The sequence below is a fragment of the Streptomyces sp. NPDC005775 genome (assembly GCF_042871565.1).
GTDB lineage: Bacteria > Actinomycetota > Actinomycetes > Streptomycetales > Streptomycetaceae > Streptomyces.
In genome coordinates this window covers 362,997-376,543 of sequence record NZ_JBIAIU010000003.1, presented here as the reverse complement: position 1 = coordinate 376,543, position 13,547 = coordinate 362,997, and the positions used below count along the sequence as shown (strand labels likewise).

At 70.6% G+C, this 13,547-nt stretch carries 6 protein-coding genes; 1 reads left to right on the top strand and 5 read right to left on the bottom strand.

Going from position 1 to position 13,547, the window contains the following annotated elements:
- Positions 1 to 26: 26 nt before the first annotated feature.
- The 4 genes from glgB to ACFYPA_RS09005 all read right to left on the bottom strand — a co-directional run bounded on the left by glgB (position 27) and on the right by ACFYPA_RS09005 (position 7,932).
- Positions 27 to 2,495 carry a 1,4-alpha-glucan branching enzyme gene (gene glgB / locus ACFYPA_RS09020; protein WP_389130717.1) on the bottom strand — a complete coding sequence of 823 codons (2,469 nt, stop codon included), beginning with the start codon at positions 2,493 to 2,495 and terminating at the stop codon, positions 27 to 29.
- 70 nt (positions 2,496 to 2,565) lie between these two features.
- Entirely contained in the window at positions 2,566 to 3,960 is a 1,395-nt protein-coding gene (locus tag ACFYPA_RS09015; protein WP_389130714.1) for a maltokinase, read from the bottom strand.
- 229 nt (positions 3,961 to 4,189) lie between these two features.
- Entirely contained in the window at positions 4,190 to 5,896 is a 1,707-nt protein-coding gene (treS, locus tag ACFYPA_RS09010; RefSeq protein WP_359077295.1) for a maltose alpha-D-glucosyltransferase, read from the bottom strand.
- The gene (locus ACFYPA_RS09005) at positions 5,893 to 7,932 is read right to left on the bottom strand and encodes an alpha-1,4-glucan--maltose-1-phosphate maltosyltransferase (RefSeq protein ID WP_359314142.1); all 2,040 of its coding nucleotides are present in this window, start codon (positions 7,930 to 7,932) and stop codon (positions 5,893 to 5,895) included. Before ACFYPA_RS09005 ends, treS begins: the two co-directional genes overlap by 4 nt.
- A gap of 765 nt (positions 7,933 to 8,697) precedes the next feature.
- On the opposite strand from ACFYPA_RS09005, the gene glgP reads away from it, so the two are divergent.
- Entirely contained in the window at positions 8,698 to 11,301 is a 2,604-nt protein-coding gene (gene glgP / locus ACFYPA_RS09000) for an alpha-glucan family phosphorylase (RefSeq protein ID WP_389130711.1), read from the top strand.
- A 103-nt stretch (positions 11,302 to 11,404) separates the two neighbouring features.
- Here glgP and ACFYPA_RS08995 read toward each other — a convergent pair whose 3' ends face one another.
- Positions 11,405 to 13,441 carry a M4 family metallopeptidase gene (locus tag ACFYPA_RS08995; RefSeq protein WP_389130708.1) on the bottom strand — a complete coding sequence of 679 codons (2,037 nt, stop codon included), beginning with the start codon at positions 13,439 to 13,441 and terminating at the stop codon, positions 11,405 to 11,407.
- Positions 13,442 to 13,547: the final 106 nt, after the last annotated feature.

Below are 13,547 nucleotides of genomic sequence, written 5' to 3'. Positions count from 1 at the left end.
CGGACCCCGGAGCGGTCGGCGTGCGGTCAGGCCGGCCGCAGCCACACCGTCGCCAGCGGCGGGAGCGTCAGCGTGATGCTGGTGTCCCTGCCGTGCGCCCCCACCGCCTCGGGCTTCAGCGGCTCCTCGTTGCGCACGTCGCTGCCCCCGTACCGCAGCTCGTCCGTGTTCAGGACCTCCACCCAGGCCTCCGCCCCGTCCGGCACCCCGATGCGGTAGTCGTGCCGTACCACCGGGGAGAAGTGGGAGACGGCGATCAGCGGGGACCCGTCGGCGTCGTACCGTACGAACGCGAAGGCGTTGTCCTCCGCGGCGCCGCCGTCGATCCAGCTGAAGCCCTCGGGGACGGTGTCGCGCTGCCAGAGCGCGGGCGTCGCCCCGTAGACCTTGTTCAGATCGCTGACCAGCGTCCGTACGCCGCGGTGGTCGCTCTCCGCCGCGTACGACGGGTCGAGGAGCCACCAGTCCGGGCCGTGCCCCTCCGACCACTCCGCGCCCTGCGCGAACTCCTGCCCCATGAAGAGCAGTTGCTTGCCGGGGTGGGCCCACATGAAGCCGAGGTAGGCGCGGTGGTTGGCGCGTTGCTGCCACCAGTCGCCGGGCATCTTGCTGACCAGTGACCGCTTGCCGTGCACGACCTCGTCGTGCGAGATCGGCAGGACGTAGTTCTCGCTGTACGCGTACACCATCGAGAAGGTCATCTCGTTGTGGTGGTACTTGCGGTGCACCGGCTCCTTCGACACGTACTCCAGCGAGTCGTGCATCCAGCCCATGTTCCACTTGAGCCCGAAGCCGAGCCCGCCGAAACCGCCGGGGCCCACGTGGTGGGTGGCGCGGGTGACGCCGTCCCAGGCGGTGGACTCCTCCGCGATCGTCACGACCCCGGGGTTGCGCCGGTAGACCGTCGCGTTCATCTCCTGGAGGAAGGCGACGGCGTCCAGGTTCTCCCGGCCGCCGTGTTCGTTCGCGGACCACTCCCCGTCCTCGCGCGAGTAGTCGAGGTAGAGCATCGAGGCGACCGCGTCGACCCGCAGCCCGTCGATGTGGAACTCCTCGCACCAGTAAGTGGCGTTGGAGACGAGGAAGTTGCGCACCTCCGTGCGGCCGTAGTCGAATTCGAGCGTGCCCCAGTCCGGGTGCGCGGCCCGCTGCGGGTCCGAGTGCTCGTACAGCGGGCGGCCGTCGAACTCCGCGAGCGCCCACTCGTCGCGCGGGAAGTGCGCGGGCACCCAGTCCACGATGACGCCGATCCCCGCCCCGTGCAGCGCGTCGACGAGGAAACGGAAGTCGTCGGGCGAGCCCATCCGGGACGTCGGGGCGTAGAAGCCGGTGACCTGGTAGCCCCAGGAGCCGCCGAAGGGATGCTCGGAGACCGGCATCAGCTCCACGTGCGTGAACCCCAGATCGCGTACGTACGCGGGGAGTTGCTCGGCAAGCTGGCGGTAGGTGAGGCCGGGGCGCCAGGACGGCAGGTGCACCTCGTAGACCGAGAGCGGCGCCTCGTGCACGGGTACGTCCCCGCGGTGGGCCATCCACTCCTGGTCCTGCCAGACGTGGTGCGCGGCCGTCACGACCGAGGCGTTCGACGGCGGGACCTCGGCGTGGCGGGCCATCGGGTCGGCGCGCAGCGTGTGCGAGCCGTCCGGGCGGCAGATGTCGAACTTGTACAGCGCGCCCTCGCCGATCGCCGGCAGGAACAGCTCCCACACCCCGCTGGAGCCGAGCGAACGCATCGGGAACCCGGTGCCGTCCCAGTAGTTGAAGTCCCCGCTGACCCGCACTCCACGCGCGTTGGGCGCCCACACCGTGAACCGGGTGCCCGTGACGCCCTGGTGCTCCATCGTCCGGGCACCGAGCGCCGTCCACAGCTCCTCGTGCCGTCCCTCGCCGATCAGGTGCAGATCGAGATCGCCGAGCGCGGGCAGGAAGCGGTACGGATCGTGGATCTCGATCTCGTTGTCGTCGTAGGCCACCAGGAGCCGGTACTCGGGGACCGCGGGCATCGGCAGGAGCCCGGAGAAGAAACCGTCGCCGTCGTCGATCAGCTGGGCCCGCAGCCCCTTGGCGAGCACGGTGACCGAGCGGGCGAACGGGCGCAGCACCCGGAAGGTGACCCCGCCGCGGATCTGGTGCGCGCCGAGCAGCGCGTGCGGGGCGTGGTGCTCACCCGCCAGGAGGCGTCCCCGGTCCCCGTCGTCGAGCGGGGCGGCCGGTCGGACCCCCTGCCCGCCGGCGCGGCGGGGGCGCGGCGGGGCTGCCGCCTTTCCGGCCCGCTTGGCCGGGGCAGCCGCGGCCGTGACGGGCGGTGCGCTCGCCTCCGCCGGCGCGAGGGTTCCGGTGGCCGGGCCGACGGCGGCGTCCGCGTGCTCGGAGGGGGCCGCGGAGGCAGGGGCCGCGGCGAGAGGGGCCGTGGACGCGGGGGCCGCGGAGGCAGGGGTGTCGGGGGTGAACGGAGCGGGATCGGGCGCGTTGCGGGACGGCTTGCGGGCGGTCACAGGGACAGCCTCCTCGGAGGGTGTGGGTGGGGTGGGCGGGACGGAAGCGGGGCCGGCGGACCGTGCCGCGTCAGTCGGCGTCGGCCGCCAGGCGGTGGATCGCGGCCATCGGGACCGGCAGCCAGTCGGGCCGGTGCCGGGCCTCGTACAGCACCTCGTAGACCGCCTTGTCGGTCTCGTGGGCGCGCAGCAGCTCCGGCTCGTCGCGTGGGTCGACGCCCGCGGCCTCGGCGTAGCCGTCGCAGTAGGCGGTCCGGCAGCGCGCCGCCCACGCGGCGTTCCAGGGCCGGTGCGAGCGGGCCGCGTAGTCGAAGGAGCGGAGCATGCCGGCGATGTCGCGGACCGGTGGCTGCGGGCTGCGGCGCTCCGGGAGCGGGCGCGCCGGTTCGCCCTCGAAGTCGATCAGTGACCAGAAACCGTCGGTGCCGCGCAGCGTCTGGCCGAGGTGCAGATCGCCGTGCACCCGCTGGGCGGCCCAGGCGTGGCCCCGGTGGCCCAGGGCCGTCACGGCGTCGAAGGCGGCCCGCAGCCCGGGGACGTACGGGACGAGTGCGGGCACCGCGTGGGCGGCAGCCTCCAGCCGCCGCACCATGGCGGCGGCCAGCTCGTCGGTCTGGGAGCGGCGCAGGGACGGTGTGGGCAGTGCGGCGGCGAGCGCGGTGTGCACCTCGGCGGTGGCCCGGCCCAGGGCGTGGGCCTCCCGCGTGAAGTCGTTGCCGGTCGCCAGCGCGCGCAGCGCGAGCTGCCAGCCGTCCTGGGCGCCCCGCAGGAACGGCTGGAGCACACCGAGCGTGAGGCGTTCCGCTGTGGCGGCCTCGAACCACGCGACCGGCGCGGGAACGCGTCCGCACCCCTCGCGGGAGAGCGCGAGCGGCAGCTCCAGATCGGGGTTGGTGCCCGGGAAGACCCGGCGGAAGATCTTCAGGATGTAGGAGTCGCCGTACACGAGCGAGGAGTTGGACTGTTCGGTGTCCAGCACCCGGGGGGTCAGCCCGGCGGGGACCGGGTCGGCTCCCCGGCCGAAGCGCAGGGCGCCGAGACCGCCGGGGGTGCGCAGCCGCTCCAGCAGCAGCGAGGCCAGGCGCGGGTCGTGCAGCCCGTCGTAGACGGTGCGGCCGGCGAGCGGCCCTTCCGCCACGTGGCCGATGAGGGCGGGAGCCAGTCGCGGGGGCAGGGTGGTCCGTACGCCGAGCAGCAGTTGGTAGCAGTCCGGCGGCGGCTGCTCCGACATCGTGGGCTGATGGGCCCTCACCAGGAGGTGCAGGAGGCCGGGGCCGGTATCGGCGGCGCCGGAGTCCACCGGCAGTATTTCGGTGGCCGATACGAGCGAGAAGGCAGTGATGGCCCGCCCCTTGCCTGCGAACCACCGCTGCCGGGGCAGCCATTCATGCAGCAGCGGTCCGAGAGACGGGAGCAGGGCTGTGCTGTTCGTCAGGGTGACCTGAGCGGATGCAACCTCCGACATGGCATCGCGTCCTTTCCCCGGGCACACCACAGGATGCGAAGAGTGTCCCGGATTGCGGCTTTGGCTGTCCGGCTGTGCGGGACGTGTCGGGTCAGGATGGTCCGTACGGACTCGACTCGGGGTGATCGAAACGCCAGGAGCGTCCAGGAAGGTTCAGGAACTGCTCGATATGGGGGGAAGGGTGCCCCGTGCGGGGCGGCGGAAACCGCCCCGCACGGGGCACCGGCGGTCAGCTCGGCGGTGCGTCCTTCCGCAGCCGGAACCAGTAGAAGCCGTGTCCCGCGAGAGTCAGCAGGTAGGGCCACTGACCGACGGCTGGGAAGCGCACCCCGCCGATCAGCTCCACCGGATGACGCCCGTTGAAGGACCTCAGGTCGAGCTCCGTCGGCTGCGCGAACCGCGAGAAGTTGTGGACGCACAGCACGAGGTCGTCCCCGTGCTCACGGGTGAAGGCGAGCACGGCGGGGTTGGATGAGGGCAGTTCGTTGTACGTGCCGAGGCCGAACGCCGGGTTCTGCTTGCGGATCTCGATCATCCGCCGCGTCCAGTGCAGCAGCGACGAGGGCGAGGCCATCGAAGCCTCGACGTTGGTGACCTGGTAGCCGTAGACCGGGTCCATGATCGTGGGAAGGTAGAGCCGCCCCGGATCGCTGGAGGAGAAGCCGGCGTTGCGGTCGGGCGTCCACTGCATCGGGGTGCGTACGGCGTCCCGGTCGCCCAGCCAGATGTTGTCGCCCATCCCGATCTCGTCCCCGTAGTAGAGGATCGGGGAGCCGGGCAGGGACAGCAGCAGGGCGGTGAACAGCTCGATCTGGTTGCGGTCGTTGTCCAGCAGCGGCGCCAGCCGGCGGCGGATGCCGATGTTGGCCCGCATCCGCGGATCCTTGGCGTACTCCGCGTACATGTAGTCGCGCTCTTCGTCCGTGACCATCTCGAGCGTCAGCTCGTCGTGGTTGCGCAGGAAGATGCCCCACTGGCAGCCCGAGGGGATCGCCGGCGTCTTGGCCAGGATTTCCGAGACCGGGTAGCGGCTCTCGCGCCGTACGGCCATGAAGATCCGCGGCATCACCGGGAAGTGGAACGCCATGTGGCACTCGTCGCCCCCGGCCTGGTAGTCGCCGAAGTAGTCGACGACGTCCTCGGGCCACTGGTTGGCCTCGGCGAGCAGCACGGTGTCCGGGTAGTTGGCGTCGATCTCCTTGCGGACCCGCTTGAGGAAGCCGTGGGTCTCCGGGAGGTTCTCGCAGTTGGTGCCCTCACGCGTGTAGAGGTAGGGCACCGCGTCGACGCGGAAGCCGTCGATGCCGAGGTCCAGCCAGAAGCGCAGCGCGGAGATGATCTCCTCCTGCACCGCCGGGTTCTCGTAGTTGAGGTCGGGCTGGTGGGAGAAGAACCGGTGCCAGTAGTACTGCTTGCGCACCGGGTCGAAGGTCCAGTTGGACGTCTCCGTGTCGACGAAGATGATCCGGGCGTCCTGGAACTGCTTGTCGTCGTCGGCCCAGACGTAGTAGTCGCCGTACGGACCGTCGGGGTCGGTACGGGACTGCTGGAACCAGTCGTGCTGGTCGCTGGTGTGATTCATGACGAAGTCGATGATCACGCGCATGCCGCGCTGGTGCGCGGCGTCGACGAACTCGACGAAGTCGGCGAGATCGCCGAACTCCGGCAGCACGGCGGTGTAGTCCGATACGTCGTAACCGCCGTCGCGCAGCGGCGACTTGAAGAACGGCGGCAGCCAGAGGCAGTCTACGCCCAGCCACTGCAGATAGTCCAGCTTGGCGGTGATCCCCTTCAGGTCTCCGATGCCGTCGCCGTTGGAGTCCTGGAAGGACCGGACGAGGACCTCGTAGAAGACGGCACGTTTGAACCAGTCGGGATCGCGGTCCTTGGCCGGGGTGTCCTCGAACGTGTCGTGGACGGGCTCATTGACGATCATGGTGTGGGTGACCCTCCGGTCGGCGGGGACGGTCGCAGGACCGCGATGTGCGCGGGCGTGACGCCCGGTTCCAGACGCACATAGAAGGTCCTGCCCCAGTGATAGGAATGGCCGGTGAGCTCGTCGCGCACCGGCACGCTCTCGTGCCGGTCGAGGCCGAGTTGCGGCATGTCCAACGAGACGGTCGCCTCCTGGGTGTGGTGCGGGTCGAGGTTGACGACCGTCAGAACGGTGTTCGAACCGGAGCGCTTGCTGTACACGAGCAGGGCGTCGTTGTCGGACGAGTGGAAGTGCACGTCCCGCAGCTGCTGCAGCGCCGGGTGCCGGCGCCTGATCCGGTTGAGTGTGGTGATGAGCGGAGCCAGCGACCGGCCCTCGCGCTCGGCGGCTTCCCAGTCCCTGGGCCGGATCTCGTACTTCTCCGAGTCGAGGTACTCCTCACTGCCGTCGCGGACCGGGGTGTTCTCGCACAGCTCGTACCCCGCGTACACCCCCCAGGAGGGGGAGAGGGTCGCCGCGAGCACCGCCCGTGCCTCGAAGGCCGGCCTGCCGCCTTCCTGGAGATGACCGGGGAGGATGTCGGGGGTGTTCACGAAGAAATTGGGCCTCATGACGGAGGCCGATTCGCCGGACAGCTCGGTCACGTACTCCGTGATTTCCTGCCGGGTGTTGCGCCAGGTGAAGTAGGTGTACGACTGCTGGAATCCGACGGTGGCGAGCGTGTGCATCATCGCGGGGCGGGTGAATGCCTCGGCCAGGAAGATCACGTCGGGGTCGGTGCGGTTGATGTCGGCGATCACCTTCTCCCAGAAGATCACCGGCTTGGTGTGCGGATTGTCGACCCGGAAGATGCGTACGCCGTGATCCATCCAGAAACGCAGGATGCGCACGGTCTCCGTGACGATCCCCCGCAGATCCTTGTCGAAGGCGATCGGATAGATGTCCTGGTATTTCTTCGGGGGATTCTCCGCATAGGCGATGGTGCCGTCCGCCCGGTGATGGAACCACTCCGGATGCTCCTCCACCCATGGATGGTCGGGCGAGCACTGGAGCGCGAAGTCCAGCGCGATCTCCATGCGCAGGGTGCGGGCCGTCTCGACGAAGTGGTCGAAGTCGTCCAGGGTGCCGAGATCCGGGTGGACCGCGTCATGACCGCCCTCGGCGGAACCGATCGCCCACGGCACACCCACGTCGTGCGCGGCGGGGGAGAGGGAGTTGTTGGGGCCCTTGCGATGGGTGGTGCCGATGGGGTGGATGGGCGGGAGGTAGACCACGTCGAACCCCATGGCGGCGACCGCGGGCAGCCGTTCGGCCGCCGTGCGGAACGTGCCGCTGATGATCCGGGGCGGCTTCGCGGCGGCGCCGGCCTTGGCCGTACGGCCCTTGCGGGGCGCCTGGGCGGGCTCGACCCTGGCCCCCTCCGAACGGGGGAACAGCTCGTACCAGGAGCCGAAGAGGGCGCGCCGGCGCTCGACGACGAGCGGGTGCGGGCGCGACGCCGTGACCAGCTCGCGCAGGGGGTGACGGGCCAGCGCGTCGCCCGCCGCGGGGGTGAGCGCCGCGGCCAGCCGGGCGGCGGCCGGCCGGGACTCGTCGCGCAGGGCGTCGACCGCGGCGAGCACCGCCTCGCGCCCGTCGCGCTTCGGCACGCCCTCGGCTGCCCGCTCGTACAGCTCGGCGCCCTCCGCCAGGACGAGCGCGGTGTCGATCCCCGCCGGGATCTTGATCCTCGCCGCGTGGAGCCAGGTGGCCACCGGGTCGCTCCAGGCCTCGACCTTGTACGTCCAGCGGCCCTCCGCGTCCGGAGTCACCTCGGCGCCCCAGCGGTCGGTGCCCGGGGCGAGCTCGCGCATCGGCGTCCAGGGCCCGGGGCGCCCGCTCGGGCTCCGCAGGACGACGTTGGCCGCCACCGCGTCGTGGCCCTCCCGGAAGACGGTCGCGGTGACCTGGAAGGTCTCACCGACGACGGCCTTGGCGGGCCTTCTGCCGCAGTCGACGAGCGGACGGACGTCGAGGACGGGAATGCGACCGATCATGGAATCACCTGGGGGCTGGAACTCGGATGCGACAGGGCGCGAAGCGGGCGCGGAGGGCGGAACGTGCGCGCCGCGATGGTGGGGTTCGGTCCTTTGTAGCTGCTCCGTCGACGACTGGTGGGGTGTGGGCATGGCCGCTCCTGTCCGCGTTCACTCGAATGGCACTCGAATGGATGAGGTAAGTGATGCGGTGCACGGGTGTGGACCGAATGCGCACGTCGTCCGTACCGACTGCGTACGAACCGCGAGCGGATGGCCGGTGGACAGGGGATGAATCATGCGCGGGATGGTTACGGATCGCCTTCGGCTCTCATCCGAATGCCTTCGTTCCGGGTACCGGAGAAGCCTTCCCACGGATCTCGGTGGGCCAATCCGGCGGTTTGTTAACTACTCGGGCGTATGTGTGACGTCTGAATGCGCCGGGCTCCGCAGCGCGCACGCGGGAGGGTGCGGAACCGGCGTACGCGGGGCGGTACCGGCGACACAGGGCAGCTTTCCCTGTGACACGAAGGCCCACAAGGCCGTACGAGGTGAGGGAATCGGCCATAACGCCTGTGACGGATGTGTCGGGATCTGCGTGTGGTGCGGGACGGACCCGCGGTGCCCGGCGGCAGGGGCGGCCGGACCCGCTGGGGTCGCACACCCCGAGCCGGTCGCGCGCCGTGGTTGCGGGCCGCCGCGCACCGCTAACGTCGAGGGTGACGGAGCGGCGCACACAGCGGTGCGTCCCCTCGGATTCGTACGTCCCCTGTAAAGGTGGAATACGTGAAGGCCATTCGTCGATTCACCGTACGTCCAGTCCTCCCCGACTCCCTTCAACCGCTCAGCGACCTCGCGCGCAACCTGCGCTGGTCCTGGCACACCGAGACCCGAGAGCTCTTCCAGGCCGTCGACCCCGAGGCCGGCCGGGCGGCGGAGTGCGATCCCGTCCGCCTGCTCGGCGCCGTGTCCGCCGGCCGCCTCGCCGAACTGGCCCGGGACGAGCAGTTCCTGCACCGGCTCACCGAGGTGTCCGCCGACCTCCGGCAGTACCTGGAGGGCCCCAGGTGGTACCAGGAGCAACGTGACGGCGACGACGGGCTCCCCGCCGCCATCGCCTACTTCTCACCCGAGTTCGGAGTGACGGCGGCCCTGCCGCAGTACTCCGGTGGACTCGGCATCCTCGCCGGGGACCATCTGAAGGCCGCCAGCGACCTGGGCGTCCCCCTCGTCGGCGTCGGCCTCCTCTACCGCCACGGCTACTTCCGTCAGAGCCTGTCGCGCGACGGCTGGCAGCAGGAGCGCTATCCCGTCCTCGACCCGAACGAACTGCCGCTCACGCTCGTGCGTGAGGCCGACGGGACACCCAGCCAGGTCGTCCTGTCCCTCCCCGGCGGCCGCTCCCTGCACGCCCAGATCTGGCAGGCCCAGGTGGGCCGGGTCCCGCTGCTGATGCTCGACTCCGACGTCGAGGACAACGCCCCCGTCGAACGCGAGGTCACCGACCGGCTCTACGGCGGCGGCAGCGAACACCGGCTGCTCCAGGAGATGCTGCTGGGGATCGGCGGGGTGCGCGCGGTGCGGACCTACTGCCGGCTCACCGGCCATCCGGCCCCCGAGGTCTTCCACACCAACGAGGGGCACGCCGGCTTCCTCGGACTCGAACGCATCCGCGAGCTGTCCGGAACGGGCCTCGACTTCGACTCCGCGGTGGAGTCCGTCCGCGCCGGGACCGTCTTCACCACCCACACCCCGGTCCCGGCCGGCATCGACCGGTTCGACCGCGAGCTGGTCGCCCGCCATTTCGGCGACGACGGCGAACTGCCCGGCGTCCCGGCCGACCGCATCCTGCACCTGGGCACGGAGACGTACGACGGCGGCGATCCCGGCGTCTTCAACATGGCGGTCATGGGGCTCCGGCTCGCCCAGCGCGCCAACGGGGTCTCCACCCTGCACGGCGCCGTCAGCCGGGAGATGTTCGCCGGTCTCTGGCCTGGCTTCGACGCCCCGGAGGTGCCGATCACCTCCGTGACCAACGGCGTCCACGCACCCACCTGGGTCGCCCCGGAGGTCTACCGGCTGCGCACCGAGTCCGCTCCCGCCCCCGGCCGGTGGGACTCCGTCGCGCAGGTCCCCGATCGGCAGCTCTGGGACCTGCGCCACACCCTGCGCGAACAGCTGGTCACCGAGGTGCGCCGGCGGCTGCACGACTCCTGGCGCACCCGCGGCGCCCAGGCCGCCGAACTCGGCTGGATCGACGGGGTGCTGGACCCCGACGTGCTCACCATCGGCTTCGCCCGGCGGGTGCCCTCGTACAAACGGCTGACCCTGATGCTGCGCGACCGGGACCGGCTGCGGGCGCTGCTCCTGCATCCGGAGCGCCCGATCCAGATCGTCGTCGCGGGCAAGGCGCACCCGGCCGACGACAGCGGGAAACGCCTGGTCCAGGAGCTGGTCCGGTTCGCCGACGACCCCAGGGTGCGCCACCGCATCGTCTTCCTGCCCGACTACGGGATGGCGATGGCCCAGAAGCTCTACCCGGGCTGCGACGTCTGGCTGAACAACCCGCTGCGCCCGCTGGAGGCCTGCGGTACGAGCGGGATGAAGGCGGCGCTCAACGGCTGCCTCAACCTGTCCGTCCTCGACGGCTGGTGGGACGAGTGGTTCGAGCCGGACTTCGGCTGGGCCATCCCCACGGCCGAGGGCTCCGCGCTGGACGAGGACCGGCGCGACGACCTGGAGGCGGGCGCCCTCTACGAGCTGATCGAGGACCGGGTCGCACCGCGCTTCTACGACCGGGGCGAGGAGGGCCTCCCCGGGCGCTGGATCGAGATGGTCCGCAGCACGCTGGGCACGCTGGGGCCCAAGGTGCTGGCCGACCGGATGGTCCGTGAGTACGTGGAGCGGCTGTACGCCCCCGCGGCACAGGCCCGGCGCCTGCTGGAGCCCGCCGCCGCACGGGAGCTCGCCGGCTGGAAGGCGAGGGTCCGGGCGGCCTGGCCGCGGGTGGCCGTCGACCACGTCGAGGCCGTGACGCCCACCGAGGCCGGAGGATCGGCCGAACTGGGCTCCACGCTGGCGCTGCGGGTCCGGATCACCCTCGGGTCGCTGGAGCCGGACGATGTCGAGGTGCAGGCGGTGGCCGGCCGCGTCGACTCCGCCGACGGGATCTCGGACGCCCAGGTCTTCCCGCTGAAGCCGGCGGGCGGCCAGGACCTGGAGGGCCGCTGGCTGTACGACGGTCCGCTCGCCCTCGACCGCACCGGTCCGTACGGCTACACCGTGCGGGTGCTGCCGGCCCACCGGCTGCTGGCCGGCGGTGCCGAACTCGGCCTGGTCGCACAGCCGACGGAGGCGACGGGCGAGGGCGCGGGCGTGCTGATGCGCTGAACCGGCCAACGCCGTCCGCCCGGGAGGAGTGGTCTCCTCCCGGGCGGGATGCCGCGTCAGTCGCGGTTCATGCGAGGGTGCGGGTGGTGGGGGCCGACCGGTCTCAGAAGGTCAGCTTGAAGCTGTTGATCTTGCCGGTGTCGCCCGAGTAGACGTCCTGGACCTTCAGCTTCCAGGTGCCGTTCGCCGTCTCCGAGGAGGCGTTGACGGTGTACGTCGTCTTGACGTTGTCCGCGGAGTCGCTCGACGAGGAGTTCTTCAGGCGGTAGGACGTGCCGTCCGGGGCGACGAGGTCGATGACCAGGTCACCGCGGTAGGTGTGGGTGATGTCCACGCCGACCTTGAGGGTGCTGGGGGCCTTGCCGGTGCGGCCGGTGACGTTGACCGAGCTGGTGACGGCGGAGCCCCGGTCGGGGATGGAGACGGCGGTGTTGTTCTCGAAGACCGTGCCGCCCGGGTCGGGGTCTCCGCCACCGGGACGGGTGCCGACGTTGATGCCGGCCCAGGCGTTGGCGACGGCGGTGTACTCGGCGCTGGTCGTGCCGTACAGCTCACCGGCCGCGGCCAGCGTGCCCGTGCGGGCGGAGGCGTAGTTGGTCGTGGAGGTGAACTTCGTGGTGAGCGCCTTGAACCAGATCAGCGCGGCCTTGTCGCGGCCGATGCCGGTCACCGGCAGGCCGTCGGAGGTCGGGGAGTCGTAGGAGACGCCGTTGATGGTCTTGGCGCCGCTTCCCTCCGACAGGAGGTAGAAGAAGTGGTTGGCCGGGCCCGACGAGTAGTGCACGTCGACGTTCCCGATGCCCGAGTACCAGGCGTCCTTGGACGCGCCGTCCTTGCTCGGCTTGTCCTGGTAGCGCAGCGGGCTGCCGTCGCCGTTGATGTCGATCTTCTCACCGATGAGGTAGTCGCCCTTGTCGGTGGCGTTGTTCGAGTAGAACTCGACGGCGGTGGCGAAGATGTCACTGGTCGCCTCGTTGAGGCCACCGGACTCACCGCTGTAGTTCAGGTCCGCGGTGTTGGAGGTGACGCCGTGCGTCATCTCGTGTGCGGCGACGTCCAGCGCGGTCAGCGGGGAGGCGTTGCCGCTGCCGTCGCCGTACGTCATGCAGAAGCAGCTGTCGTCCCAGAAGGCGTTGACGTAGTTGTTGCCGTAGTGGACGCGGGAGTACGCGCCGACGCCGTCGCCCTTGATGCCGGTCCGGCCGTGGACGTTCTTGTAGTAGTCCCAGGTCTCGGCCGCACCGTAGTGGGCGTCCGCCGCCGCGGTCTCCGCGTTCGAGGCGAGTCCGTTGCCCCAGACGTCGTCGGAGCCGGAGAAGAGGGTGCCCGTGCCGGACGTACCGTGGTTCAGGTTGTACGTCTTGTGGTTGCCGCGGGTGGTGTCGGTCAGGTTGTACGACCCCGAGGTGTTGAGGGTGACCTGGCCGCTGTACTCCGTGTTGCCGACGCCGTTCTCGATGGCCTGCCACTCGTAGAGCTTCGCGCCGGTGGTGGCGTCGGTGATGACGTGCAGGGCGTTCGGGGTGCCGTCCTCCTGCAGTCCGCCGACCACGGTCTCGTAGGCGAGCTGCGGGGTGCCCGAGGCCATCCAGACGACCTGGCGGGGTGCCGTGTCGGCGGCGGTCTTCGACGAGCCGTCCGCCTTGGCCAGGCCGACGGCCTGCTTCTCGGCGGTCGCCGGAGCCACGTCCGCCGTCATGTCGACGGCCTTGAGCTGCGCCGAGGTGGTCCGGGACGCCTTGGTGACGCTCTTGGTCACGCCGGCCTTCGACTCCTGGACGACCAGGTCGCCACCGAGGACCGGAAGCCCGGCGAAGGTGCGCTCGTAACGTGTGTGCGTGGTGCCGTCGTTGTCCTGGATGACGTCCTTGACGACGAGCTTCTCCTGCGAGCCGAGCCCCAGCTTCTTGGCCGTGGCCGGGGTGCCGGCGCTCGCTTCACGGATCAGCTCGGCCCGCTGCGAGGGCGAAAGCTGCTTGGCCAGTGCGCCGGAACGGGCCTGCGAGGCGGTGGCGGGCGCCTGGGCGGTGCCACCCGGTGTGGCGGTGGCGGTGCCGGTCTGGACTCCTACGGCGAGGAGGGCTGCTGCGGCTATCAGAGCGCCGGTCGCGGTGGTACGACGGCTGAGCGTGGATCTCACGCGGACTCCTTCTGCGAGGGGGGTACCGGCGGCTGGGTGAGCCGTCCGGGCAGAGCAAGCAGTGCGCAGAACGGGGTGAAGAGTCTCAGCAGAACGCGTTGTCTGT